Genomic DNA, 26,339 nt, shown 5'->3' on the forward strand with positions numbered 1-26,339 from the left:
CGCTCCCCTCCCGCAGGCCTTCGTATTCGTTCCGTGCCATTCTAGCCCAGGGGCCCACCACACGCCAACGACGTCGTCACGGTCGCTGGCATCGCATCGCAAAGCCATTCGCAGTCGGTGTGACGGTAATGTCGCCGTGTTCGATGGTACACGCGAACACACCACCCGCTTCCTTAACGGCATCGATGCAGGCATCGGACGGATGGCCGTATCGATTCCCCTCACCGGCGCTTGCGAGGGAAAGCTCGGGCTTCAGGACGTCCAGCAACTCGCCATCGACTGAAACCTTGGAGCCGTGATGCCCAAGTTTAAGAACATCGATATCCCCCACCTCCTGCACGAATTCCCGCTCTTGGTCGAGCTCGGCATCACCGGTGAGAAGTATTCGCAGGCCCTTGCCTTCCTGAACATAAGAGAGCAGCAGGACGAGCGAATCCTCATTTCCCTCGCCATCCACGGACTCGAATGGCCACATCACGCAGGCGCAAAATGAGCCGATATCGACCGTATCCCCACGGCGCACCTGCCGATACTCCACGCCAGGTCGGTTCAATACCTCGGCAGGAGCATCCTCCAGCGCATCCGCCGCCACGGCAATCGTTCCGACCGAAAACTGTTCGAGCACGGCAGGCAAACCACCCCAGTGGTCCTCATCCCAATGCGTCACAAAGACGGCATCGATATGGTGCACGTTATTGCGAACCAACGCCGCCACCACACGCTCGTCGAGCCCACAGTCGACGAGCGCTACTGTGCCGCCCTGGCGGATAAGAATCGCATCGGCCTGGCCCACATCGAGCACCGTCACCGAAGGCGGAGCAAATCGATCCCAATAGACGTACGGAATCGCAGCCAAGAGCACCAGGCATGCAAGCCCCACCGCCATAGGACGTACACGGGGACGCGGCCACCAGACCAGCAGAACCGCCAGCAAACACGGCACTAGGTAAATCCACATGCTATCGGGCGGCACGCCCACGGATGCACCCGGCATGGCGGCAAACAGCTGCTCGAAGAACAGCGCGCAACGGGCGGCAATCATGGGCACAACGAGAGCCCAAGTCCGCAACGGTCCCACGAGCGAAAAGGGAGCCAGCACGATCGACACAGCGAGCAATACGCTCACAACCGGACCGATGACCGCATTTGAAAGCGGAGCAATGAGCGAGAACGTACCGAAGGCAGGAATGGTAATGGGAAGTGTCGCCAGTTGCGAGCACAGCGTGACGGAAAGCATGCTGGCAACGCCCGATGGCACACCCAGCTCACTCAAAGCGTAGGTCGCATAGGGGCAAAAGCACAGAATGGCAAAGACGCTGGCACATGAAAGCTGAAAGCCCATCTCGAACAGCACCGTCGGCCGCAGTAGCACAAAGATGGACATGGTTACGAAGAGTGCTGAAAGGCCGTGCCGGCGACGCCCCGCGCCGTTTACGACAAGCGTCGCGAACACCATACAGCACGCACGCACGGCCGAGGGAGACGCGCCAGTAAAGGCAGCGTAACCCACAAGCGTTATCGCCAATATCGCCCGCTGAAGGCAACGTGGGCACCGAATCTTTTGCAATACACCCTCGATTACAAACCCCACGATGGCCAAATGGCTGCCCGAGACGGCGATAAGATGCGCCGTTCCCGTCACCGAAAACCAGTCGCCCGCCGGCTGGACGCGCAGCTCGGCCGAACGACCGCAGACGACACCGGCTATGAGCGCACGCGCCGGGTCGGTCGCAGGCGCGATGGACGCAAGCAGCCCATTTCGCAGCCGAAGCAGCGGCCCCGGAGAACCCTCATCGACCGACACAATCCGAACGGCTTTAACCTTGCGCGCCTCGCCTCGGAGCACGCGCGATCGTCCATATGCATCGTTCTCAAAACGTGAAACGCGACCGATAACACGCACGTGCGCCCCGACCTTGAGCTCACGATCACACGATAGGCGAACCGTTGCCAAGTTCTTACCGTCCGCGCGTGCCTCGCAGGTATAGGAATACACGTCGTCGTTTATGGATGGGTCACCCTGCACGACAAACTCGAGGCTGCTTGCCGCTCGACCATCGAGCGCCTTCGAGGCACTGAGCACATCCACGGCCCACCACGCCGAGACGACCGCTCCCGCCACGAGACCGACGGAAGCGGCATACAGCCACCGCTTCCAAGGGGCAAGCCGCGCACAAGATTGAGCCAGCACAACGAATACCGCTGCCGCAACGGGAATGGCCCATAGCGGCCCGACCGCCGGCGCCCGCTCCCTCAGCAGCGCATCAGCGGCTATGTTGAGCACCAAGACGCAGCTCATGCACATGCCGGCACACAGGGCCATCGTCCACGGAATCAGGGGCCGCGGAGGCATCACGTGCTCGCGCTCGGTCGCACTCATACGCAGATGCAATCTTTGATTTTGGCAAGCTTCTTCTCGCCGATTCCCGACACACGCATCAGATCGTCAACCGAGGCAAAAGCACCGTTCTTTGTCCGCTCATCGATAATCGACTGGGCCATGGAGGGGCCGATGCCCGAGAGCGTCTGCAGCTCTTCTGCGCTTGCCGTATTGATGTTTACTAGACCTGTTGCGCCACTAACGCCCGACGATGCGGAAGCCCCAACATAAACACCGGCTTCCGCAATGGACGCCTGCTGCTCCCCTACCGTTGGAACGTGAATCTTCTGTCCATCGACGACCTTAGATGCCCGATTGAGCCCCGTGACGTCTGCCTCGGGCGCCAGCCCGCCGGCGGCATCAATCGCCTGAGCCACCCGCGCGCCGTCCTTGAGACGATATACGCCGGGCGACACAACGGCGCCATCGACATCGACATAGACCTCTGCCGCGGCAGAAGCCTTAGTCGAAGAGCCTTCGGATGTCTTTCCGCTCGAGGCATCGCCGGATCCCGGCTCCACTAACGAGCCCGAACCATCAGTACGCTCAAACGACACGCCGCCGGCACTGCCGCCAAGGTTCGCCATTGCCAGTCCACTCGCCATCGCAATGACGACCAGTATCGCCATCACCACTGCCTTATGACCGAGCAGTTTGCCCGCCCAGCGGTCCATCTTTTTGACTCGTTCATGTTGTTCGCGCTGCGCCATAGCAAAACCTCCCAACACCATCGTGTCAGGAAAGGAGCTCCGCAACAGCCACGCCCCAAAACCGGTTTTCGCGGTCAAACCAAAAGCTGACCAAAACCTTGCGCAATAATGTCCATTTATTCAGGCAAACGTCGACAAATGAACCGTTTATCGCCTAATGCCCAGACAGCAAAAGACCGACGATGCAGGCGCATCGTCGGTCTATGCACAAATTTATTCGTGATCTTGGTAAATCTCACGCGGAGCAAGCTCCGAATGTTTGCGTTTTAAGGTCTTAGGGGCCTTGTACGTGTTGCTCTCGAAGTCGATGTACTCGGTCTGCTTAAGCAGGCGCTCGATCATCTCCTCATGATCGAACAACTCCCAGGCCTCATGCACGGCATCGAGTTTAGCGTGCGTCTCGGGACGGCGCGGCATAAACAGCGTGCAGCAGTCGGGAGCGGCCTCAGTCGAGATATCGAATGTACCGATCTCCTCGGCACGTGCGATGATCTCCTGCTTGTCCGAACCGATGAGAGGACGGAACACGGGGATCTTCACGGCCTCGTTGACGGCCATGATGTTCTCAAGCGTCTGGGAGGCAACCTGCCCAAGCGATTCGCCCGTAACGATAGCCTTGGCACCCTCGATGTGTGCAATGCGCTCAGCAACCGAATACATAATGCGGCGGTACATGATCACGCGCAGGTTGCTGGGGCAGGTAACCGAAATCTCACGCTGGCAGTCGCCAAACGGCACCACGTACAGACGACCGATCTGGACACCCGGCGCAAGCGCACGGATGATGTCCTGCACCAAATACTCGCTCGTATCGGGCGTCTGCGGACGACCGGAGAAATGCACCGGCACGCACACCGCGCCGCGACGCGCGAGCATCCAGGTCGCCACCGGAGAATCGATACCCGACGACAGCAGCGTCACGACCTTGCCGGCAGAACCCACCGGCAGACCGCCCACGCCGCGCTCAGAGCGCGCGTACACATAAACGCTGCCCTGGACCACCAGTACGTGCACCATTGCATCGGGGTCGTGCATTTGAACCTTTTTATCGGGGAAGGCCTCACACAGTACCTCGCCCACCTGACGATTGATATCGATCGAGGTGAGCTCATAGTCAGTATTGGAGCGCTTGGCGTGCACCTTAAACGAATCGAAGGAACCAAACTCGCGCAGCGCCTTCACGGCGGCGGCGCAGTACTCCTGCGGGTCGCGGTTGGTGTGATACGCCAAAGACACACGAGCAACGCCGGGGACGGTGCGGATGACACGCGCCGCCTCGTCGGCCTGATGCTCGTTAAAGGTCACGAGGATATAACCGGAAATTCGAGACACGGCGTTCACGGAAAAGGCGGCCAAGGCCGCCTTAATGTTATCCATGAGGATATGCTCAAAATGTGCGCGGTTCTTGCCCTTCAGTCCAACCTCGTGATAGTGGACTAGGCAGACGCGAGCCGCCATTTAGGCTTCAGCAACCTTGTGGCCGAGCGCCTTCTCGTAACGGGCCTCGTCGTAAGAGATGTCGCCGTCGACAATCTCGTCCATAGCCATCGAGATGGTATCGGCACCGGAAAGCCCGATGGTGATGTCATCGACATCCTGGACGGCAAGCACGCGGTTGTGCTGGCCACGCAGCATGCTATTGATGTCGCAGGCGCGCTTGGAGGCAAGCGAAGCGAGCAGGAAGCGGTTATGATCGGTCTTCTCCAGAAGATCGTCAATACAAGGCTTTACAACGGACACGGACCTCAGATCCTTTCATGCATATCGAGAACGCGAACGAGCTCATCGGTCGCGCGGTCGAGATCGTCATTCACCACGACGTCGTCGTAGCGGTCGGCAAGGGCAAGCTCATCGGCGGCGTTTGCCATACGCAGCTCAATCGTCTCGGGCGTCTCGGTACCGCGACCGACTAGACGCTCGCGGAGCACCTCAAGCGAAGGCGGCTTGATAAAGATCAGCACGGCCTCGGGGAAACGCTCCTTCACCTGCAGGGCGCCCTGGACATCGATCTCCAAAATCAGAGACGAGCCCGAGGCGAGCTTGGATGTGACCTCGCTCACCAACGTGCCGTAGCAGTTACCGTGGACCTCGGCCCACTCAACAAACTCACCGTTTGCCACGCGGCGGTCGAACTCCTCGCGCGTCAGAAAAAAGTAGTTGACGCCGTCGACCTCACCTTTGCGTGGTGCTCGCGTGGTAGCCGAAACCGTCAGACCCAGGTTCGAGCGGCGCTCGCGCACACGAGTGACGAGCGTACCCTTGCCTGCGCCTGACGGTCCAGAAATCACAAAGAGCTTGGAATTCTGAGCGCTCACTTATTTGGTCAGCTGCTCGAGGAGCTGCTCGCGCTGACGGACGCCGAGGCCCTGGACGCGACGAGTAGCGGAGATACCGAGCTCCTCCATGATCTTGGCGGCCTTGGCCTTGCCATAACCGGGGAGAGACTCGATGAGGGTGGAAACCTTCATGCGGGAAGCGATCGGGTCATCGGAGTTGAGCACGGACTCGAGGGACTTCTCGCCCTTCTTGATCTGCTCGCGAAGCTCAGCGCGGGCGTGACGTGCGGCGGCAGCCTTCTCAAGAGCCTGCTTGCGCTGCTCGTCGGTAAGCTGAGGGAGTGCCATTCGTACCTCCAAATAGTTGGGTTATATCTGATTCAATAATTGGCATTTTAGCACGTAGAACGTACAAAATGCCTAATCGCGGCTCCATAGGTTAGACGATACCCGCAAAAAGTGCAATATACTGCGCCCAAAGTTAAGCCCCTGACCTGCGATTCCACACAAAGGATGGGAAAGTTTACGCAGGCACAGGGGCTATTTTGTGCTAATGAGACCCAAAAGTGGTGACTTAGGGGAATCTTTTACGCGACGTTTTCGACCAGCTCGGCGACGATGGCGTCAAAGGCGGCAACCGGATCGTCGGCACCGGTGATGGGACGGCCCACCACAATGTGGCTTGCGCCACGCTCGATAGCCTGGGAAGGCGTCGCCACGCGGGACTGGTCACCAAGGGCGGCACCCACCGGACGCACACCCGGAGTCACGATCAGGGCATCAGGACCCAGCAGCTCACGCATGTCGTGAGCCTCCATCGGCGAGCACACGATGCCGTCGATGCCGTTGGTCTGGGCAAGCTTTGCCAGACGGGCGGCTTCCTCGGCAACGGGCGACTCGACGCCGATCTCGGCCAGCGCATCCTGATTCATGCTCGTGAGCACGGTGATGGCGACGAGTTTGGCGCGGTCCTCACGCGCCTCCTCGGCACCCTCGCGGCAGGCAGCGAGCATAGCACCCGAGCCCAGGCCGTGGACCGAAAGCAGGTCGGCACCGGCAAGCGAGGCCGAGCGGGCAGCGCCGCGCACCTGATGCGGAATGTCATGGAACTTAAGGTCGAGGAAGACCTTAAAGCCAAGGTCCTTAAAGGTCTTGACGATCTGGGGACCCTCAGCGTAATAGAGCGTCATGCCGACCTTGAGCCAGGCGGCATGGCCCGAAAGCTCGTGGGCGAGCTCGAGCGCACGCTTACGGTCGCAGTCGAGGGCGACGATAACACGGTCGCGGGCATCGGTCTCTAGCATTCGAAAGCACCCACCAGCTCGTTGATGTCCTTTACGCCCTGGGACTCGGCCCAGGCCTCGAGCTCATGCGCGATCTTAAGCGAAGCACACGGATCGACGAAGTTGGCCATGCCGACCGACACGCAGGTGGCGCCGGCCAGGATAAACTCAGCCGCATCCTCGCCGGTCATGACACCGCCGACACCGTTGATGGGGATATCGACGGCCTGAGCGACCTCCCAGACCATGCGAACGGCGATGTGGTGGCACAGCGGGCCCGAAAGGCCACCCTTGGGCTTGGCAACACGGGACTTGCGGGTGTGCGCGTCAATGGCCATGCCCTGGATGGAATTGATGACCGAAAGGCCGTCGGCGCCGGCGGCCTCGAGAGCCTTGGCAATCTCGGCGACATTAACCGGAGCCATCTTTACGAACAGCGGCTTATCGGTCACCTTGCGGCAGGCAGCCATAACGGAAGAGGCGCCCTCGGGCGTGGAGCCCATGGCGGCACCGCCGGCGGCGATATTAGGGCAGCTCACGTTGATCTCGTACCCGGCAGCCCAGGGGCACAGCTCGACATACATCTCGAGCGCGCGGACAAACTCGTCAACGGAGTGGCCGGCAACCTGACAGATGACCTGGCAGCCGTCCTTGGACAGCTGTTCGAGCCACGGGCCGGACTCACGGGCAAAGGCAGCCACGCCAGGGTTCTGAAGGCCCACGGAGTTGATCATGCCGCCCGGGATCTCGGCCATGCGGGGCGCGGGGTTGCCGGGCCAGGGCTCGGCAGCGCAGCCCTTGGTGGTGATGGCACCCAGCTGGGAGACATCAAAGAAGTTCTGGAACTGCCAACCGTAGCCAAAGGTACCGGCTGCGGTGTTGATGGGGTTCTGCATCTTGACGCCGCCGAAATCGACGGCCATGTTCACGGTACCCACTAGAAGACCACCACCTTGGAAGCATCGAACACGGGGCCGCACATGCAGGCGCCCTTCATACCGTCGACCGTCTCGACATTGCAGGTGTTGCAGGCGCCAAAGCCGCAGCTCATCATGCGCTCGAGGGACACCTCGCAGTACGCACCGGCCTCGGCGGCAGCGGCGGCGACCTTCTTCATCATGACGGCAGGGCCGCAGCTGGCCACGTAGTCGTAGCCGCCCTCGCCGAGCAGCTCGGCGGCAGGATCGGTGCAGAAGCCGTGCGTGCCCAGTGAGCCGTCGTCGGTGCACACGTTGACCGTGGCTCCCAGCGCGCGGAACTCATCGACGCCCACGGCCTTGGACGCGGTGCCAAAGCCCAGGCATACGTCAACGTCCACACCCTGCTCGGCAAGCATGTCGGCCAGGCAGAGCACGGGCGGAACGCCAATGCCGCCGGCAACGAGCAGTGCCTTCCTGGTACCTTCGGGCACCAACCAGCCGCGGCCGCCAGGGCCCAGCAGGTTAGAAGTGGAACCGGGGGCCATCTGCGACAGACGGCGGGTGTCGTCGCCCACGACGGCGTACCACAGCTCGACGGTGCCGGCCTGGGCGTCGGCGCGATAGAAGCTCAGAGGCACGCGAAGCAGCGAAGAGGCATCGCCGGGCACGGCGATGTTCACAAACTGACCGGGCTTGAGCGCACTTGCAAGCTTGGGGGCCGAGATTACGAGCGAGAAGATGCCCTCGGCGATCTCCTTGTTCGAGACGACCTCGAAGTCGTGCATGCGTGCAGTGGAAGGTGTGGGCATAGACGCTCCAATCCCCCATGCGGTTGCATGGTTCAGGCGAACAGAAAGCGCGGCACCGCAAGGGCGCCGCGCACAAAAGCGATAAGGCTATGCTAGCAGATGCAGCCGTCGGCGAGCGTCTGCTTGCCGCCGACAAACACATCGGTGGCACGACCGGTGAGCGTGCGGCCGGCAAAACCGGAGTTCTCGGCGCGCGACTCGTAACCGTCCTCGCCGACCGTCCAGGTGGCGGACGCGTCGAACACGGTCAGGTCGGCAACAGAGCCCGCCTTGACCTGAACCTGGTCAAGGCCCAGGATCTCACGAGGCTTGATGGCCATGAGCTCGACCATGCGGCCCATGCTCATCTTGCCCGTGTTGACCAGCTCGGTGAGCACGAGCGACAGCGAGGTCTCGAGGCCGATCATGCCGAAGGGCGCAAGCTCGAACTCGCGCGCCTTCTCCCACGGAGTGTGGGGAGCGTGATCGGTGACGATAGCGTCGACGGTGCCGTCGATGACGCCCTGGCGGATGGCCTCGGCGTCCGCCTCGGTACGCAGCGGCGGGTTGACCTTGAGCGAGGTGTTGTAGGTCTCGTCCAGGTCGTTCTCGGTCAGGAACATGTGATGCGGCGTGGCCTCGCAGGTAACCTGAACGCCAGCGGCCTTGCCGGCACGCACGAGCTCCAGGCCATGGGCGGTGGAGATGTGCTGGATGTGCAGCTTGGCGCCGGTCAGCTTGGCAATCTCGATGTCGCGGGCGATCTGGAGCTCCTCGCCGACAGCCGGCCAGCCCTCGAGAGCCAGACGGGTCGAGACCTTGCCCTCATTGATCTGGCCGTGACCGACCAGGTCCTCGTCCTGGCAGTGGCTCATAAAGACCTTGCCGAACATCTTGCCGTAGTCCATGCAGCGACGGAGCATGCCCGCGCCCTGCACGCCGCGACCGTCGTCGGTGAAGGCGACGGCGCCGTGGGCGACCATATCGCCCATCTCGGACATGGCCTCACCCTTAAGACCGCGGGTCATGGCGCCCGACGGATAGACGCGGCAGTGACCGACCTCGGCAGCACGGGACTTGACGAACTCCACGACGGTGCCGTTATCGGTGACCGGATCGGTGTTGGGCATGGAGCACACGCCGGTAAAGCCGCCCTTGGCAGCTGCGCGGGTGCCGCTCTCGATGTCCTCTTTGACCTCGTAGCCGGGCTCGCGAAGGTGAACGTGCATATCCACCAGGCCGGGGACGAGGTACTTGCCGGAAAGGTCGCGGACCTCGGCTCCCTCGACGGCGAGATTCTCGCCGACCTCGGCGATCTTGTCGCCGTCAATCAGGACGTCAACGACACCGTCAAGCTCGACGGACGGGTCGACGACGTGGGCATTCTTAAGAAGCAAGGCCATTATCGGCACCTCCAAGCAGCAGATACAGGATAGCCATACGCACGCAGATACCGGCGTAGACCTGCTCCAGGATGACGGAGCGTTGCGGGTGGTCGGCCATATAGGAGTCGAACTCGACGCCGCGGTTGATGGGGCCCGGGTGGCAGATGATCGCATCGGGCTTCATGAGCTTCTCGCGGTCCTTGGTCAGGCCGAAGAGCTTGTGGTACTCGCGAATGGTCGGGAACGGGGCACCCTCGAGGCGCTCCTGCTGCACGCGCAGCATGTAGACGACGTCCAGCTCGGGCAGGACGGAATCGAGGTCGCTCGTCACGTGGTCGCAGCCCAGGACCTCGGGCGCCGGCGGCAGCAGCGTGCCGGGGGCGACGGCGTAGGTCTCGCAGCCCATAATCTTAAGGGCGGGGATCAGCGAGCCGCAGACGCGGGAGTGCGCGATATCGCCGACGACGGCGACCTTCAAACCGTGGAAGTCACCCTTGTGCTCCCAGATGGTGTACAGGTCGAGCAGGGCCTGCGTGGGATGGTTGTGCTTGCCGTCGCCGGCGCAGATGACGCTCGCGGGCGAGTTCTGCGTGACGATGTAGGGAGCGCCGGCGTGCTTATCGCGCACGACAATGCAGTCGATCTTATAGGCGTTGAGGGTCTCGACGGTATCGACGAGGCTCTCGCCCTTGACCGTGGAGGTCGAAGAGCCGCCAAAGTTGAGGCTGTCGGCCGAAAGACGCTTCTCGGCAAGCTCGAAGGAGCTACGGGTGCGCGTCGAGGGCTCGTTGAACATGTTGACGATGGTCTTGCCCTTGAGCGTGGGGACCTTCTTGATCGCACGCTCGTTGACCTCGGAGAACGCCTTGGCGGTCTCGAGGATGAGCTTGATGTCCTCTTCGGAGTACTCAGTAATGTCAATCAGGTGCTTATGGTTGAACGCCACGGTACTACTCACCTCCCAGCGGCGCGGAGCCCACGTGGGAACCCGGCGCGACGTCGTTGATCTCGACAGCGGTACGGCCGTCGACTTCCTTCATATATAGGTGCACGTTCTCTTCATGCGACGAGGGAACGTTCTTGCCGACAAAATCCGGCGAGATGGGAAGCTCGCGGTGACCGCGGTCAACGAGAACTGCCAGCTCAATGCGGCTCGGACGGCCCAGGTCCATAACGGCGTCCAGAGCGGCGCGGATAGTACGGCCCGTATACAGGATGTCGTCCACCAGCACGACGCGCTTGCCGTCGACGCTGAAGGGAATGTTGGTAGCGTGGATCGCGGGAGCGAAATTGGTCGCATAGTCATCGCGGTAGAAGCTGATGTCCAGGCTGCCGAGCGGAACGTCGACGCCCTCGATCTCCTTGATCTCCTCGGCGAGCTTCTTTGCCAGAAGGTCGCCGCGCGTGACGATGCCGACCAGAGCGAGGTCTTCACAGCCCTCGTTGCGCTCGAGGATCTCGTGCGCGATGCGGGTCATCGCTCGATTGACGGCGGTCTCGTCCATGATGACCGCCTTGGGGGAAGTCGTGCCCATCGATCTCCTTCCTCACATGTCTTGACTGCTGACACAGTCAAAAAAATAGATGCCCGACCGCTTAAAGCGGACCAGACACCCACAGGAAGGGCTGCTCTTTGGCAGCTATGTAATTCCATGTGGGTATCTCGTACCCCTTTAATGGTCAAGGGATAGTGTAGCCAACCTCGAGCTTAATTGCGAGCATAAATACAGAACAATCCGTAAACGGAGCCCAATGCTCCATAAACCTATATATATTTGTGGGACGAGCTTGAAAACGCACGCACGAGCTGGCATAATCCCCTCTGCTGCACGCAAATCGGATCTACGTCCAGGGCCGTGGCGTGAGCACTATCGCCAAAAGAGGAATATCTCTGTGTAGATTACGCACAGGGAGCTGCTTCTGTGCTATAGTTCAGGCTTGTTTGTTAACGCGACATGTTCGTTTGTCGCCCAAGGAGGGTCAGTTATGTCCAAAGTTTGCGAAGTTTGCGGTAAGCACCCCGTTGCCGGTCGCTCCATCAGCCACTCTCACCGCGTCACCAACCGTAAGTTCCGCCCCAACATCCAGCGCGTTTACGTCGTCGTCGATGGTCACCGTCGCAAGATGAACGTTTGCTCCACCTGCCTCAAGTCCGGCAAGGTTGCGCGCTCCTAAATAAGGTCTTACCAACAAGTACCTCGGACTCTCCGGGTCAAAGACCTCGCGTTCATATAGAACTTACCAAAGGCGTCCTCCCCCACGGAGGGCGCCTTTTTGCACTCATTGGGGACAGACTTACATGAGTGTTTACAGATGTCAAAGGAATCATAGCCCAGCTGATATGCCTTGAAGCTTGACCAGCGGTACGCATCGAGCGAGTCGAGCGCGCCTTTCACAGGATTGAGATGGATATAATCGAGCAACTGGACCGCCTGCGTGTCCGACTCGACCGCGACCCGCGAATAGCGATTGTCAAACAGGTGCCCCGTTCTCCCCGTTTTCCCATTGAAATACTCATATAAGTCTGTCCCCAATGAGTGGGGCGATGCGGCAAACGGGAAGTTAAAAGTTATAGTTGAAGCGTTTCAGTTAATTGAAGCGTTTTAGTGTGCCTTTTACGGGAATCTTACCGTTTACCGAATTATTTCTTGCTATCATGCTAGACGTAGGGTAAATCTCCGATCGCAAGGAGACACAAATGGTGAAAAAGTCACCGGAAAACACTACTCCCGCAATTGTGGACAACGTAGAGGCGCTTGAGGCTAAGCTCGCTCAGATGCGAGAGGCCCAGGCGCTTTTTGCTACGTACACGCAGGAGCAGGTCGACAAGATCTTCTATGAGGCCGCCATGGCCGCCAACAAGGCTCGTATCCCGTTGGCGAAAATGGCCATCGAGGAGACCGGCCGCGGCGTTCTTGAGGACAAGGTCATCAAGAACCACTACGCCGCAGAGTACATCTACAACGCTTACAAGAACACCAAGACCTGTGGTGTCCTGGAGCGCGACGAGGCCTACGGCATCACCAAGATCGCCGAGCCCATCGGCATCGTGGGCGCCGTCATCCCGACGACCAACCCCACCTCCACCGCGATCTTCAAGACGCTGATCAGCCTGAAGACCCGCAACGGCATCATCATCTCCCCGCACCCGGCAGCCGCCAAGTGCACCATCGCCGCCGCCAAGCTCGTGCTCGACGCCGCCGTCAAGGCCGGCGCCCCCGAGGGCATCATCGGCTGGGTCGATGTCCCCTCCATCGAGCTGACCAACATGGTCATGCGCGACGTCGACATCATCCTCGCCACCGGTGGCCCGGGCATGGTCAAGGCCGCCTACTCCTCGGGCAAGCCCGCCCTGGGCGTTGGCGCCGGTAACACCCCGGTCGTCATCGACGACACCGCCGACGTGCTGCTCGCCGTCAACTCCATCATCCACTCCAAGACCTTCGACAACGGCATGATCTGCGCTTCCGAGCAGTCCGTGACCGTCATCGACACCATCTATGACCAGGTTAAGGCCGAGTTCCAGAAGCGCGGCTGCTACTTCGTCAAGCAGGGTGCCGAGATGGAGGCCCTGCGTGCCGCCATGTTCAAGAATGGCGCCCTCGATCACCGCATCCCCGGCATGGCTGCTGCCAAGATCGCTGAGCTCGCCGGCATCGAGGTTCCCGCCAAGACCAAGATCCTGATCGCCGAGGTCACCTCCACCGACCCCGCCAAGGAAGAGTTCTCCCACGAGAAGCTCTCCCCGGTCCTGGCCATGTATCACGCCAAGGACTTCCAGGAGGCCGTCGACAAGGCCGAGCACCTGGTGCTCGCCGGTGGCCCGGGCCACACCGCCTCTCTGTACGTGCACCCCGCTCAGGCCGAGAAGATCAGTCTGTTCGAGCACGTCATGAAGGCCTGCCGTATCGTCATCAATACCCCGTCCTCGCACGGCGGCATCGGTGACCTGTACAACTTTGGCATGAAGCCGTCTCTGACCCTGGGCTGCGGCTCCTGGGGCGGCAACTCCGTCTCCGAGAACGTTGGGGTGAAGCACTTGATCAACGTTAAGACTGTGGCCGAGCGCCGTGAGAACATGCTGTGGTTCCGCGCTCCCGAGAAGGTCTACTTCAAGAAGGGTTCCACGCCCGTCGCCCTCGACGAGCTCGGTACCGTCATGGGCAAGAAGCGCGCCTTCATCGTCACCGACCAGTTCCTCTTCAAGAATGGCAACACCCGCGCCATCGAGGCCAAGCTCGACGAGATGGGCATCGCCCACGACTGCTTCTACGACGTCGAGCCCGATCCGTCGCTGCAGTGCGCACGTCGCGGCGCCAAGCAGATGGCTCTCTTTGAGCCTGACGTGATCATCGCCGTCGGCGGTGGCTCCGCTATGGACGCCGGCAAGATCATGTGGATGATGTACGAGCACCCCGAGTGCAAGTTTGAGGACATGGCCATGGACTTCATGGACATCCGCAAGCGTATCTTCACTTTCCCCGAGATGGGCAAGAAGGCCTACTTCGTCGCCGTCCCGACCTCTTCGGGTACCGGCTCCGAGTGCACGCCGTTCGCCATCATCACCGACAAGGAGACCGGCATCAAGTGGCCGCTCGCCGACTACGCGCTGCTCCCCAACATGGCTATCGTCGACGCCGACAACTGCATGACCGCCCCGCGCGGCCTGACCGCTGCCTCCGGCATCGACGTCATGACCCACGCCATCGAGTCCTACGTCTCCATCATGGCTTCCGACTACACCAAGGGCCTCTCCGAGCGCGCTGCTAAGCTCGTCTTCGAGAACCTGCCCTCCAGCTTCACGAACGGCGCCAAGGACCCGCATGCCCGCGAGGAGATGCACAACGCCTCTTGCATGGCCGGTATGGCCTTCGCCAACGCCTTCCTGGGCCTCAACCACTCCATGGCTCACAAGCTCGGCGCCTTCCATCACCTGCCCCACGGCCTCGCCAACGCCGTCATCCTGACCCGCGTTATGCGCTACAACGCCGCCGAGGCTCCCGTCAAGATGGGTACCTTCTCCCAGTATCCTTACCCCAACGCGCTGCACAACTACGCCGAGATGGCCAAGTACTGCGGCATCGAGGGCAAGGACGACAAGGAGGTCTTCGAGAACTTCATCACGAAGCTCGAGGAGCTCAAGGACTTCATCGGCGTCAAGAAGACCATCGCCGACTACGGTGTTGACGAGCAGTACTTCCTCGACACCCTCGACGAGATGACCGAGCAGGCATTCAACGACCAGTGCACCGGCGCCAACCCGCGCTACCCGCTCATGAGCGAGATCAAGGAGCTCTACCTGGACGCCTACTACGGCCGCGAGCCTCAGGACTACGCCGTCTGCTAGTTTTAGCACGGTTTTTAACGGCGGGGGTGCACGGGTGTTTCACACACCCCCGCCGTCGCTTCTATCGCATCGTTGAAAGGATGCAACCATGCTGCTACCCGATTCCAAGACCGAGCTCGTCCGCCGTGGCAACAAGGTCGTTTACGACCTGGGCGACAAGATCGTCAAGGTCTTTAACGAGACCAAGCCTGTCTCCGACGTGTTCAACGAGGCTTTGAATCTTGCCCGCATCAATGAGTGCGGCATCCGCAGCCCCAAGGCTCTCGAGGTTTCCCAGCTCGAGAACGCCAACGGCTGGGCGCTCGTGACCGAGAAGGTTCCGGGCACCACCCTTGCCGAGAAGATGACTGCCGAGCCCCAGCGCTTTGGTGAGTACCTCGAGATGTTCGTCGACCTCCAGATCGAGATCCACGGCTACACCTCCCCGCTGCTCAACCGTCAGCGCGACAAGTTCGCCCGCATGATCGACAGCCTTGATCAGCTCAATGCCACCACGCGCTACAACCTTCAGGAGCGTCTGGACGGCATGACCAAGGAGTTCAAGGTCTGCCACGGCGACTTCAACCCCTCCAACGTCATCGTCGGCGACGACGGCCAGCTCTATGTGTGCGACTGGGCACACGCCACCCAGGGCTCCCCTGCTGCCGACGTTGCCACCACCTACCTGCTCTTCGCCCTCAACAGCAAGGATCAGGCTGAGGCCTACCTGGAGCTCTACTGCGACCGCGCCGACATGCCCATGCAGGTCGTGCGTCAGTGGACGAGCATCGTCGCCGCTTCCGAGCTCGCTCGTAAGCGCAACGTGAACGATGAGTTCCTGAAGAACTGGATCGACGTCGTCGATTATCAGTAATATCTGAGCGATTTATTTCGCATCGGAGGCACAAGAAAACCCCGCAGCTCATATGGGCTGTGGGGTTTTCCTTTACCCATCGAGTTTATTCACGCAACAAAATAGACTGCTCCGCATCTCTTCCTAAGAGAGATACGGAGCAGTCCCGCAATTACATCTAATAGCAGAAACGTCGATTAACGGCGGGCCGCCTTAACAAGCTCGGCAACCTTGGCGACGACCTCGTCAATCGCCACGTCCTCGCGCTCGCCCGTGGCACGGTCCTTGAGCTCAACGGTGCCATTCTTAAGGCCACGCTTGCCAAGCACCACCTGATACGGGAATCCCATAAGGTCGTTATCGGCAAACTTAAAGCCGGGACGCTCGTCACGGTCGTCGACGACGACCTCGATACCCTCGGCGCACAAGCCCTCGACGATTTGGTCGCAGACGGTTGCGCACTCCTCCTTCTTGGGATCGAGCGGAATCACAGCGACCTCGTACGGGGCAACGGAAACCGGCCAGACGATACCGTGCTCGTCGTTGTGCTGCTCCACGACGGCAGCAAGCGAGCGGGACACGCCCACGCCGTAGCAACCCATGATAAGCGGCTTCTCCTTGCCGTCCTCGTCCATAAAGGTGGCGCCCATGGCCTCGGAATACTTAGTACCCAGCTGGAAGACCTGCGAGACCTCGATGCCGCGAGCAGCAGAGAGCGGCTTGCCGCAGTGCGGGCAGGGATCGCCGGCAACGACGGTGACCAGATCTGCCCACTCATCGACGGTAAAGTCGCGCTCGGGGCAGGCACCGGTAAAGTGATAATCGACCTCGTTGGCACCGCAGGCCCACTGCTTGGACTCGCGCAGGCTCTCGTCGCACACCAGACGGATGCCCTCGGGCAAGTTAACCGGTCCGATAAAGCCCTTGTGCAGACCGTAGGTCTGAAGCTCCTCGTCCGTCATCATGCGATAACCCTTGCCAAAGACATGCTCGGCCTTGCAGTCGTTGAGCTCATGATCGCCCGGGACGATGGCCACGACGGGCTTGCCCTCGGCATCGATGAGCGCCAGGGACTTGCGCGTGCCGTTCTCGGGGAACCCAAAGAACTTAGCAACGGCCTCAATGGTGCCCATGCCCGGAGTCTCGACCTTGGTAAGCGTACCGTCACCGGGACCCTCAGTCACGACGACCTTGGTGCTTGCAGCCTCATCATCGGCGGCAAAACCGCAGTCATCGCAATAGACGAGAGAAGCCTCGCCGGCGTCGGCCAAAGCCATGTACTCGACGGAGGTATCGCCACCGATCTCGCCGGAGTCGGCAACGACGGGCAAGGCCTTGATGTAGCAGCGCTCGCAAATGTTAGCGTAGGCCTGCTTCATCTTGTCATACTCCTCCTGCAAGCTCTCCTGCGTGGCGGAGAAGCTGTAGGCATCCTTCATGATGAACTCGCGACCGCGCATCAGGCCAAAACGGGGACGGAACTCGTCGCGGAACTTATCCTGGATGTGATAGAGGTTCACTGGCAGCTGCTTATAGGAGCGCAGCTCGTTGCGCACCAGGGCCGTGACGGTCTCCTCGTGCGTGGGGCCCAGCACGAACTCGCGACCATGACGGTCGTCAAAGCGCACAAGCTCCTTGCCATAGGCATCGATACGGCCGGACTCACGCCACAACTCGGCGTCGACCATAATGGGCATCATAAGCTCCTGGGCGCCGGCGGCGTCCATCTCGTCGCGCACGATGTTCTCAATCTTGCGAATCGAGCGCCATGCGAGCGGCAGGTAGGAATACAGACCGGCGGCCTCCTTGCGGATCATGCCGGCACGGAGCAGCAGGCGGTGGCTGGCGAGCTCAGCGTCCGCCGGATCCTCTTTAAGCGTCGGCGCATAGAGCTTAGACATATACATTGCTCGGGTCATTTATTTCTCCTCAATAAGCTTGTCGACCTCTGCCATAAGCGCGTCGACAATTTGGTCCTCAGCTACTTTACCAATGATCTGGCCATGCGAAAAGAGCAAGGCCTGACCACGTCCGCAAGCAACGCCCAGGTCGGCATCAGAAGCCTCGCCGGGGCCATTAACGGCACATCCCATGACGGCAATCGAAAGCGGCGCGGAATAGTTCTTAAGCCGCTCGGTGACCTCCTCGGCGATGGGAATGAGGTTAACCTGGCAGCGGGCGCACGTGGGGCACGAGACAATCTCGGGACCACGGCGACGCAGGCCCAGCGACTGTAGAATTCCCCAGGCGACCGGCGGCTCCTCAACCGGATCGGCCGTGAGCGACACACGCATGGTGTCGCCGATGCCTTCGGAAAGCAAGATACCCAAGCCTACAGAGCTCTTGATGGTGCCCTGAAGCTTGGTCCCCGCCTCCGTCACGCCCAGGTGAAGCGGAACGTGGGGAATCTCACGTGACAGGGCTCGATAGGTATCGAGCGTCGTTTGCACGCTATGGGCCTTGGCCGAAAGCACAATGTTCGTAAAGCCGCGATCCTCAAAGTGCTTGACGAAGCGCTCGCTCGACATCACGAGCTTTTCGGGCTGCGTGAGGTCGTCGCGCTCGGCAATATCTTGCTCAAGCGAGCCCGCGTTCACGCCAATGCGAATCGCACAGCCCGCGGCACCCGCAGCATCGATCACCGCGTCAACCTTGGCCCAATCGCCGATATTGCCGGGATTGATGCGCAGCTTGGCGGCACCGGCCTCAACGGCACCAATGGCGAGCTTATGGTTAAAGTGGATATCGGCGACAATGGGCACCGGAGACTCGGCACAGATGGTGCGGAAGCCCTCAAGCGCGGCCTCGGAGGGCACGCTCACGCGCACGATATCGCAGCCAGCCTGCGCCAACGCGCACACTTGCGCAAGCGTTGCCTGGGCATCAGCGGTATCGGTGCAGGTCATAGATTGGACCACCACCGGCGCGCCGCCACCGATCTGCACGCCGCCCACATGCACGGGGCGCGTCAGCTCGCGAGGCAAAGGATGGGATAAAGACAATCCAAACACTCCCCTACAAAATAAATCGAAGGATGTCGGAACGAAGCATATAGACAAACAGCAGCGCAAAGAGCGCGATGCCCACATAGCTCACAATCGTCTGGACCTTGAGCGGAAGCTCGCGGCCCGCAATCTTCTGAATGATCTCGATGACTAGCTTGCCGCCATCGAGTGGCGGGATGGGCAGCAGGTTCATAAAGCCAAGCGAGAATGAAATGAGGGCGGCAAACGAAAGGAACGTGGCAGGGCCGGCAGCAGCAGCCTGTGAGGACATAACGCTAATACCCACGATCGAAGAGGACTGATCGAGAATCTCCATCGTATGCTGCGGCTGGAGCAGGCGCATCACGCCCTCCGCTGTCTGCACAACATAGGAGAACGACAGGCGAGCCGACGTGATGGGGTCTAAACGGACCACCTGCGTAGAGGCATACACACCTAGGCGATCGTCCTCTTTGAGCGCAACCGTGGTCGAATGCTGCTTGCCGTCACGCTCGTACTCAATGGCGATATCGTCCTTACCGGCAGCCTTGCCGATGGCATCGTAAACGTCCATCCAGGTAGAGCACGATACTCCGTCGACCGAAAGAATCGCGTCGCCGCCCTCGATTCCCGCCGAGGCGGCAATCGAGCCTTCGTCAACCTGGCCAATCACATTGGTATCCACCGGCACGGTGACACCTGTGATGGAATAGATGCTCATAAGGAGCAAAAAACCCGTCAGGATATTAACGATAATGCCCGCAAGCAGCATAAAGGCACGCTTGACAAAGCCCTGGCCCAAATAGGTGTGCGAGCGCTCGCGCGCAAGGAATTCGGCCTCGTCGCACGGCAGTTCCCATACATCGCCCTCGGCAGTCGCATGCCCGCGATCGAACCGACGGCCGTCAAAGGTGGTATAACCCGCCGCGTCACGCGGCAGAGTCTGGTACTTGGTGGGATAGTAGCTGGGCGAAGGCTTTTCCCCTTCTTCATACCAGGGAGCGATAGAGCCCCAGCCCAACAGCAAAGCACAGGCCTCGAGCACATCCTCCTCGGACAGCTCGAGCTCGACGGCAAGATCGGCCACCGTCACCCGGCCGTGGCGATAGATGGCCGCGAGCACGCGATCGGCACACGAGACGTCGGTCGGATCCATACCGCAGATGGCAGCGTAGCCACCCAGCAGCAGCGGGGTCACGCCAAACTTGGTTCCAATGCGACGCGACGTGTAATGGATGTCAAAGCGGCACGGCAGACCCAAAAAGAACTCGGTCACACGGACGCCGCAGGCACGCGCCGCCAAAAAGTGGCCGCCCTCGTGCAAAAACACGAGGACGGAAAGCATCAGCAGGCCCCAAAAGACCGATGAGAGAACGCTCAGAACAGTATCCATAAAACGAAAAAGCAATCCTTATGGGTTAGGAACGGGTTGCGGCGAGCACCTGCGCAGCCTTTTCACGCGCCCACGCATCGGTGTCGCGAAGCTGCTCAGACGAATCGACCATCTGCATATCGTGGGCGTCCATGCAGGATTCCACAATGCGATCGATATCGGTAAAGCTGCAGCCATCGTGCAGGAAGGCATCGACGGCGACCTCGTTGGCGGCATTGAGCACGCACGGCATGGTGCCACCCGTCTTGCCGGCACGCTCGGCCAGTGCCAGACAGCGGAAGGTATCCATGTCGGCAGCATCAAACGTGAGCTGCCCCAGCTCGCGGAAATCGATACGAGGCGCCGGAGTATCCCAACGCTCGGGATACGAGAACGCGAACTGGATGGGAATACGCATGTCGGATGCACCGAGATGCGCCATCACGGAGCCGTCGGCGAACTCGACCATAGAGTGAATCTTGGACTGACGCTGCACGACCACGTTAATGAAATCGAGGTCGCAGTTAAACAGATGCATGGCCTCAATGCGCTCCAGGCCCTTGTTCATGAGGGTGGCGGAGTCAATGGTAATCTTGGCACCCATGGCCCACGTGGGATGCGCGAGGGCATCGGCACGCGTCACGCGATCGAGCTCGTCGCGCGTGCGGCCAAAGAACGGACCGCCCGAGCAGGTGAGCCAAATGCAGTGGGCCTCGCGCGGGTTCTCCCCCAGATAGCACTGGTAGATGGCGGAATGCTCAGAGTCGACCGGAATAAGCTGGCCCGGTTGTGCCAACGGCATAAGCAAGTCGCCACCGACGACGAGGGACTCCTTGTTGGCAAGGGCAAGGCGCTTATTCGAGGTCAAGGCCGCATGGCTCGCCTCGAGACCGGCGGCGCCCACAATAGCGACGAGCACGCAGTCGACATCGTCGCGACGCGCGAGCTCGCAAACCGCCTGCGCGCCAACGCCGAGCTGTGTGCCCTCGGGCAACTCCTGCAGCACGGCGTCATCGCCATGAGCGACATCGGCAACGGCAACCGCCGGAACCGAGAACTCGCGGGCAGCGGCAACGAGCTCCGAGGTGCTGGAATTAACGGACAGCGCCGTCACCTGCAGGCGATCGGCATGCTGGCGGCACACATCGAGCGCCTGGGTGCCGATAGAGCCCGTACAACCCAGGATGGCAACGCGAAGGCGTCCATCGGGGCCATACGTCGTCTGGAAGGACATTACAGCACGCCTCCGATCATCAGCAACAGCTGTGCGGTGATGCAACCGAAGATAAGCGAATCGCTACGATCGAGCATTCCGCCGTGGCCCGGGATAAGGTTGCCGGAATCCTTGACGCCCACACCGCGCTTGATGCGCGACTCGATAAGGTCGCCGATAACGCCCAGAATGGAAACGACCACGCCGCACAGCAGCGCATAGGGCAGGCTGAGCTTGTAGAAGTGCGTCGCCCACAGGATGAGCCAAATCAAAACCGAGCCCAAGATGCCGCCGGCAAACCCCTCCCAGCTCTTTTTGGGAGAGATCTTGGGAACCATCTTGTGCTTGCCGATACGGCTGCCCACGATGTAGGCAAACGAATCGGAGACCCAAAGGGACGCGCAAACGCCCACTGAAAGCAGGGCGCCGGCAAAACCGGGCACGGCATCGCGCAGCAGCACGATAGCCGACAGCATAAAGCCAGTGTAGATGGGACCCATGAGCGTCACGGCCACATCAGAGATGCGGGTACGCGGCGACCAGACATACCAAATGCCCACAGCGAGCATCAAGGCAAAAAGCAGGGCATTCAGCAACATCGAATCGCCCAACGCCGACAGCGGAAAGAGTACGGCGGCAGCGATACCCATGCGCTCGTTAGCCATCTTGCCATCGAGCCTTGTCATACGGAAAAACTCATAGCAGCACAGACCGCTCATGACAGAAACAAAGATGGCCGTGGGCACGATACCCAAAACCAGGCACAGGATAAAGACAACGGCGTAGACGATACCGGCGGCGGCACGGGTAATAAAGCCCGCCAGCCACGAACCGGTGCCGCTCTTCGCTGCAGGCGCTCCCGCAGTGGCAGCTTTGCGCACAGGCGTCTTGGGAGCAGATGCCTTGGGACGATCGGACACGATTAAGCCTCCTCGGTCTTGCTCAGTCCACCAAACCTACGGTCACGGCCCTGATAGGCCAAAATGGCGTCGACAAGGCCCCAACGATCAAAGTCGGGCCAATAGGTATCGGTGACGTAGAATTCGGAATAAGCCACCTGCCACAACAGATAGTTCGAAAGGCGCAGCTCACCTGAGGTGCGAATCACAAGCTCAGGATCGGGAAGGCCGGCGGTATAGAGGTGGGAAGCCACCATGTCGTCATCAATTGCGGCAGGATCGATCTTACCGGCGGCAGCGTCGAGTGCAATCTGACGGACAGCGCGGGTGATCTCGGCACGGGCGCCGTAGTTGACAGCAAGCGCCAGCGTCATGCCGGTGTGGTCGGCACACTCGGCTAGACCGCGCTCAAAGACATCGCGGGTCTTCTTGGGCAGTGCGGAAATGTCGCCCAAAAAGACAACACGCACATTTTCGCGCTTCAGAAGCGGCAGCTCGTCGATAAACGTCTTGGCAAACAGATGCATCAAGACGTTGACTTCGTGCTGCGGTCGATTCCAGTTTTCGGTCGAAAATGCATAGGCCGAAAGCACGTCGACGCCCAGGCGCACGCAGGCGGTAATGATCTCGCGCAGCGAGACGATACCCGCCTTGTGGCCCTCGGTGCGTGCAAGACCGCGCGACGTGGCCCAACGACCGTTGCCGTCCATGATGCACGAGATATGGTGCGGAATGTTATTGAGGTCAAGGTCGGAAAAACCGACGCCCGCAGGGGCGTCGGCAAAGTACTCGACCAGTTTATGCTCGTCGTATTGCACCTTAGATCTCCATGACCTCGGCTTCTTTTTCCTTCAGAAGCTCCTCGACCTTGGCGACATATTCATCGGTATGCTTCTGGACCTTGGCCTGCTCGCGACGTACGTCGTCCTCGGTGAGCTCCTCATCGCGCTCGAGCTTGTTGTTGAAGTCGCGACGGATGTTACGGATAGACACCTTGGCCTGCTCGGCGTACTCGCGGCACTCCTTGACGAGCTCGCGACGGCGCTCCTCAGTGGGAGCCGGGAACGGAAGACGAACGACGGTGCCATCGGAGTTGGGGGTAATACCCAGATCGGAAGCGCCGATGGCCTTGACGATAGCATTGATGAGCGCCTTGTCCCACGGCTCGATGAGCAGCATGTGAGCCTCGGGGGTCTTGACGGCGGCAACCTGCGTGACCGGCGTGGGGACACCGTAATAATCAACGGTGATGTCGGACAGAATGTTGGCGTTGGCGCGACCGGTACGGACCTTGGAGAAGTTATGCTTGAGGGACTCGAGCGACTTGTCCATATGGGCGGTGATGTTCTCTGCCATGCTTAATCCTCCTGATAGACGAGCGTGCCGACGGGCTCACCCGCGAGCGCGCGCTTGACGGTGTCCTCGCCATCGATGTTGAGGACCAAAATAGGCATACGGTTATCCTGGCACAGAGCCGTAGCCGTGGAATCCATAACCTGCAGGCCGCGAACGAGAACCTCGTGATAGGTAATCTTGTCAAAACGGACGGCATCGGCGCACTTGACGGGATCCTTGTCGTAGATGCCGTCAACCTTGGTGGCTTTAATCAGAATCTCGGCGCCGATCTCGCACGCACGAAGAGCCGCGGCGGTGTCGGTCGTAAAGTACGGATTGCCCGAACCGGCGGCAAAAATAACGACGTTGCCCTTGGAAAGGTGGTTGATGGCGCGACGGCGAATATAGGGCTCGCAGATCTCGTTCATCTGGATAGCGCTCATCACACGGCAGGGAACGTCGTTATGCTCGAAAGCATCCTGCAGGGCGAGCGCGTTCATAACGGTCGCGAGCATGCCCATGTAGTCGGCCTGAGCACGCTCCATGCCACCGGCAGCGCCTGCCATGCCGCGGAAAATATTGCCGCCGCCGACAACGACGCCGACCTCATGGCCAACGGCGAGCAGCTCCTTGACCTGCTTGGCAAGATGATCGGTAACCTTGGGGTCGATGCCATATTGGCCGTCGCCCATCAGCGCTTCGCCGGAAAGCTTAAGAAGCACTCGTTTATATCGGATGTCGGACAAAGCGATCCTCCTTTAATTAGACTCTCAATATGATATCAAAGGCTCTGATAAGAGCCATGAAAAAGCAGGCTGTGAGTAAAACCCACAGCCTGCTCATTACCAGCTACAAGAGCTTATTTACTCGCCACGGACCAGACGGTCAAAGGCAACGACGGTAATGGTGTCGCCGAGCTCCTTGGAGACCTGCTCAGCGTACTTCTTGATGGTGAGGGAGCTGTCCTTGATGAACTCCTGCTCGGTGAGCACGGACTGCTTGTAGAACTTCTCCAGACGGCCAACAGCCATCTTCTCCTGGATAGCCTCGGGCTTGCCGGACTCGGCAGCCTGGGCCATGTAGATCTGCTTCTCGTGCTCGACGGTCTCGGCCGGAACCTGATCGCGGGTAGCGCAGATCGGGGCGACGGCGGCAACCTGAAGGGCAACGTCGTGAGCGAAGGTCTTGAAGGACTCAGCCTGAGCGGTCTCGGCCTTCTCGAAGGCGAACTCGACGAGGACGCCGATCTTACCACCCATGTGGATGTAAGAAGCGAGCGCGCCGTTCTCGGCCTTGCGGCCAGCGAAGCGGGAGATCTTCATGTTCTCGCCCATGATGTGAATCATCTCGGTGAGCTCGGAGGAAACGGTCTCCTCGCCCATCGGCTTCTCGAGCAGAGCGTCGACGTCAGCAGGCTCGGTGGTAGCGACAACCTCAGCGACCTTAGAAGCAAAGCCGGTGAACTTGGCGTTGGAGCCAACGAAGTCGGTCTCGCAGGAGAGCTCGAGCAGAGCGCCGGTCTTGCCATCCTCGGAGACGAACGCGGCGACAGCGCCCTCGTTGGTCTCACGGCCAGCCTTCTTGGCAGCCTTGGCAAGGCCGTTCTTACGCAGAACGTCGACAGCGGCGTCCATGTCGCCGTCAGCCTCGACGAGAGCCTTCTTGCACTCCATCATCGGGGAGTCGGTCATCTCGCGGAGCTGCTTGACCATAGCGGCGGTAATCTGGGCCATTGTGGTTCCTTTCAAAGAGATGAAAAAGAATTAACTAAGACTGATTTACTCGGCCTTGGGCTCAGCGGCCATCTCGGCCTCGGAGACCTGCTCCTTACCGGAGCCAGCGAGGCAGGCGTCAGCCATGAGCTCGCACATAAGGGTGACAGCGGAGATAGCGTCATCGTTGCAGGGGATGCCGTACTCGACCTCGTCGGGATCGGAGTTGGTGTCGATCAGAGCGACGACGGGGATGTTCAGGCGCTGAGCCTCCTTGATGGCGTTCTCCTCGCGCTTAGTGTCGATGACGAAGAGAGCCTGGGGCAGACCCTTCATGTCGCGGGCGCCACCGAGGTTGGTCTGGAGCTTGGTGAGCTCCTTGCCGAGCACAGCCTGCTCCTTCTTGGGGAGCACTGCCATGCGGCCGTCCTCGACCATGGCCTCGAGCTCCTCCATGCGGTTGATGCGGGAGCGGATGGTGACGAAGTTGGTCAGCATACCGCCGAGCCAACGCTGGTTGATGTAGGGCATATTAGCGCGCTCAGCAGCGTTCTTGACGGCCTCCTGAGCCTGCTTCTTGGTGCCGACGAACAGCACGTTGCCACCCTTGGCGACGTTCTTGACGAAGGTGTAGGCCTGGTCGGCGTCGAGGATGGTCTGCTTGAGGTCGAGGATGTAGATGCCGTTGCGCTCACCGAAGATGAACGGCTTCATCTTGGGGTTCCAGCGACGGGTCTGGTGACCGAAGTGGCAGCCGGCCTCGAGCAGGGTGCGGATATTAATCTTGGTAGCCATGTTAAACCTCCTGTGGTTTGCCTCCGCGCGGGGTCATCCTCCAAAACCAACCCGGACATGTGCTACCAAAGCCCGGGCACCACGGTATGAAGTAGCCGCGCGTGCGTG

The 26,339-nt window shown here is 60.4% G+C and carries 25 protein-coding genes; 3 read left to right on the plus strand and 22 right to left on the minus strand.

Going from position 1 to position 26,339, the window contains the following annotated elements; all coding sequences use genetic code 11:
* Positions 1–76: 76 nt before the first annotated feature.
* The 12 genes from DWW73_RS06515 to pyrR form a co-directional block, all read right to left on the minus strand.
* On the minus strand, positions 77–2,380 hold the full coding sequence (locus DWW73_RS06515) for a DNA internalization-related competence protein ComEC/Rec2 (protein ID WP_117779081.1): 2,304 nt from the start codon (positions 2,378–2,380) through the stop codon (positions 77–79).
* Positions 2,377–3,090 (minus strand): ComEA family DNA-binding protein, encoded by a 714-nt coding sequence (locus DWW73_RS06520; RefSeq protein WP_117779082.1) that lies wholly within the window; start codon positions 3,088–3,090, stop codon positions 2,377–2,379. The genes DWW73_RS06515 and DWW73_RS06520 overlap by 4 nt, the downstream gene beginning before the upstream one ends.
* Before the next feature lie 213 nt (positions 3,091–3,303).
* Complete coding sequence (gene thiI, locus DWW73_RS06525) at positions 3,304–4,548, minus strand: tRNA uracil 4-sulfurtransferase ThiI (protein WP_117637249.1); 1,245 nt, start codon at positions 4,546–4,548, stop codon at positions 3,304–3,306.
* Positions 4,549–4,830: a DNA-directed RNA polymerase subunit omega gene (locus DWW73_RS06530; RefSeq protein WP_035138532.1), complete on the minus strand. Its 282-nt coding sequence runs from the start codon at positions 4,828–4,830 to the stop codon at positions 4,549–4,551. It abuts the gene before it with no gap.
* A 5-nt stretch (positions 4,831–4,835) separates the two neighbouring features.
* Positions 4,836–5,405 (minus strand): guanylate kinase, encoded by a 570-nt coding sequence (gene gmk / locus DWW73_RS06535; protein WP_117779083.1) that lies wholly within the window; start codon positions 5,403–5,405, stop codon positions 4,836–4,838.
* On the minus strand, positions 5,406–5,714 hold the full coding sequence (mihF, locus tag DWW73_RS06540; protein WP_006236130.1) for an integration host factor, actinobacterial type: 309 nt from the start codon (positions 5,712–5,714) through the stop codon (positions 5,406–5,408).
* Between the two features lie 239 nt (positions 5,715–5,953).
* Positions 5,954–6,670 carry an orotidine-5'-phosphate decarboxylase gene (pyrF, locus tag DWW73_RS06545; protein WP_117779084.1) on the minus strand — a complete coding sequence of 239 codons (717 nt, stop codon included), beginning with the start codon at positions 6,668–6,670 and terminating at the stop codon, positions 5,954–5,956.
* Positions 6,664–7,572, minus strand: coding sequence for a dihydroorotate dehydrogenase (locus tag DWW73_RS06550; RefSeq protein WP_199413481.1), 909 nt, complete (start codon positions 7,570–7,572; stop codon positions 6,664–6,666). Before DWW73_RS06550 ends, pyrF begins: the two co-directional genes overlap by 7 nt.
* 14 nt (positions 7,573–7,586) lie before the next feature.
* Entirely contained in the window at positions 7,587–8,354 is a 768-nt protein-coding gene (locus tag DWW73_RS06555) for a dihydroorotate dehydrogenase electron transfer subunit (protein ID WP_117779135.1), read from the minus strand.
* 116 nt (positions 8,355–8,470) lie between these two features.
* Positions 8,471–9,760 carry a dihydroorotase gene (locus tag DWW73_RS06560; RefSeq protein WP_117758528.1) on the minus strand — a complete coding sequence of 430 codons (1,290 nt, stop codon included), beginning with the start codon at positions 9,758–9,760 and terminating at the stop codon, positions 8,471–8,473.
* Positions 9,744–10,688, minus strand: coding sequence for an aspartate carbamoyltransferase catalytic subunit (locus tag DWW73_RS06565; RefSeq protein WP_035138537.1), 945 nt, complete (start codon positions 10,686–10,688; stop codon positions 9,744–9,746). The genes DWW73_RS06560 and DWW73_RS06565 overlap by 17 nt, the downstream gene beginning before the upstream one ends.
* A gap of 4 nt (positions 10,689–10,692) precedes the next feature.
* On the minus strand, positions 10,693–11,277 hold the full coding sequence (pyrR, locus tag DWW73_RS06570; RefSeq protein WP_117654814.1) for a bifunctional pyr operon transcriptional regulator/uracil phosphoribosyltransferase PyrR: 585 nt from the start codon (positions 11,275–11,277) through the stop codon (positions 10,693–10,695).
* A 451-nt stretch (positions 11,278–11,728) separates the two neighbouring features.
* On the opposite strand from pyrR, the gene rpmB reads away from it, so the two are divergent.
* From rpmB to DWW73_RS06585, 3 genes are all read left to right on the plus strand, one after another.
* Complete coding sequence (rpmB, locus tag DWW73_RS06575; protein WP_022094725.1) at positions 11,729–11,917, plus strand: 50S ribosomal protein L28; 189 nt, start codon at positions 11,729–11,731, stop codon at positions 11,915–11,917.
* Between the two features lie 523 nt (positions 11,918–12,440).
* Positions 12,441–15,089 (plus strand): bifunctional acetaldehyde-CoA/alcohol dehydrogenase, encoded by a 2,649-nt coding sequence (adhE, locus tag DWW73_RS06580; RefSeq protein WP_117779086.1) that lies wholly within the window; start codon positions 12,441–12,443, stop codon positions 15,087–15,089.
* An 88-nt stretch (positions 15,090–15,177) separates the two neighbouring features.
* Positions 15,178–15,942 (plus strand): aminoglycoside phosphotransferase family protein, encoded by a 765-nt coding sequence (locus DWW73_RS06585; protein ID WP_006236119.1) that lies wholly within the window; start codon positions 15,178–15,180, stop codon positions 15,940–15,942.
* Positions 15,943–16,118: 176 nt separating this feature from the next.
* On the opposite strand, the gene DWW73_RS06590 is transcribed toward DWW73_RS06585, so the two are convergent.
* From DWW73_RS06590 to rpsB, 10 genes are all read right to left on the minus strand, one after another.
* Positions 16,119–17,840 carry a proline--tRNA ligase gene (locus tag DWW73_RS06590; protein ID WP_233502546.1) on the minus strand — a complete coding sequence of 574 codons (1,722 nt, stop codon included), beginning with the start codon at positions 17,838–17,840 and terminating at the stop codon, positions 16,119–16,121.
* Positions 17,841–18,923 (minus strand): flavodoxin-dependent (E)-4-hydroxy-3-methylbut-2-enyl-diphosphate synthase, encoded by a 1,083-nt coding sequence (ispG, locus tag DWW73_RS06595; RefSeq protein ID WP_117779087.1) that lies wholly within the window; start codon positions 18,921–18,923, stop codon positions 17,841–17,843.
* A 13-nt stretch (positions 18,924–18,936) separates the two neighbouring features.
* The gene (locus DWW73_RS06600) at positions 18,937–20,298 is read right to left on the minus strand and encodes an RIP metalloprotease (protein WP_117779088.1); all 1,362 of its coding nucleotides are present in this window, start codon (positions 20,296–20,298) and stop codon (positions 18,937–18,939) included.
* A 25-nt stretch (positions 20,299–20,323) separates the two neighbouring features.
* Positions 20,324–21,511 (minus strand): 1-deoxy-D-xylulose-5-phosphate reductoisomerase, encoded by a 1,188-nt coding sequence (gene dxr / locus DWW73_RS06605; RefSeq protein WP_117779089.1) that lies wholly within the window; start codon positions 21,509–21,511, stop codon positions 20,324–20,326.
* Complete coding sequence (locus DWW73_RS06610) at positions 21,511–22,410, minus strand: phosphatidate cytidylyltransferase (RefSeq protein ID WP_231500749.1); 900 nt, start codon at positions 22,408–22,410, stop codon at positions 21,511–21,513. Before DWW73_RS06610 ends, dxr begins: the two co-directional genes overlap by 1 nt.
* Before the next feature lie 2 nt (positions 22,411–22,412).
* Positions 22,413–23,207: an isoprenyl transferase gene (locus tag DWW73_RS06615; protein WP_117735162.1), complete on the minus strand. Its 795-nt coding sequence runs from the start codon at positions 23,205–23,207 to the stop codon at positions 22,413–22,415.
* Position 23,208: 1 nt separating this feature from the next.
* Positions 23,209–23,745 carry a ribosome recycling factor gene (gene frr, locus DWW73_RS06620; RefSeq protein WP_006236112.1) on the minus strand — a complete coding sequence of 179 codons (537 nt, stop codon included), beginning with the start codon at positions 23,743–23,745 and terminating at the stop codon, positions 23,209–23,211.
* Between the two features lie 2 nt (positions 23,746–23,747).
* Positions 23,748–24,470 (minus strand): UMP kinase, encoded by a 723-nt coding sequence (gene pyrH / locus DWW73_RS06625; RefSeq protein ID WP_040359955.1) that lies wholly within the window; start codon positions 24,468–24,470, stop codon positions 23,748–23,750.
* Between the two features lie 117 nt (positions 24,471–24,587).
* On the minus strand, positions 24,588–25,457 hold the full coding sequence (tsf, locus tag DWW73_RS06630; RefSeq protein WP_117779090.1) for a translation elongation factor Ts: 870 nt from the start codon (positions 25,455–25,457) through the stop codon (positions 24,588–24,590).
* A 45-nt stretch (positions 25,458–25,502) separates the two neighbouring features.
* On the minus strand, positions 25,503–26,231 hold the full coding sequence (gene rpsB, locus DWW73_RS06635) for a 30S ribosomal protein S2 (protein WP_006236109.1): 729 nt from the start codon (positions 26,229–26,231) through the stop codon (positions 25,503–25,505).
* Positions 26,232–26,339: the final 108 nt, after the last annotated feature.

The organism is Collinsella sp. AF16-8 (assembly GCF_003462695.1).
In the GTDB taxonomy this organism is placed as follows: domain Bacteria; phylum Actinomycetota; class Coriobacteriia; order Coriobacteriales; family Coriobacteriaceae; genus Collinsella.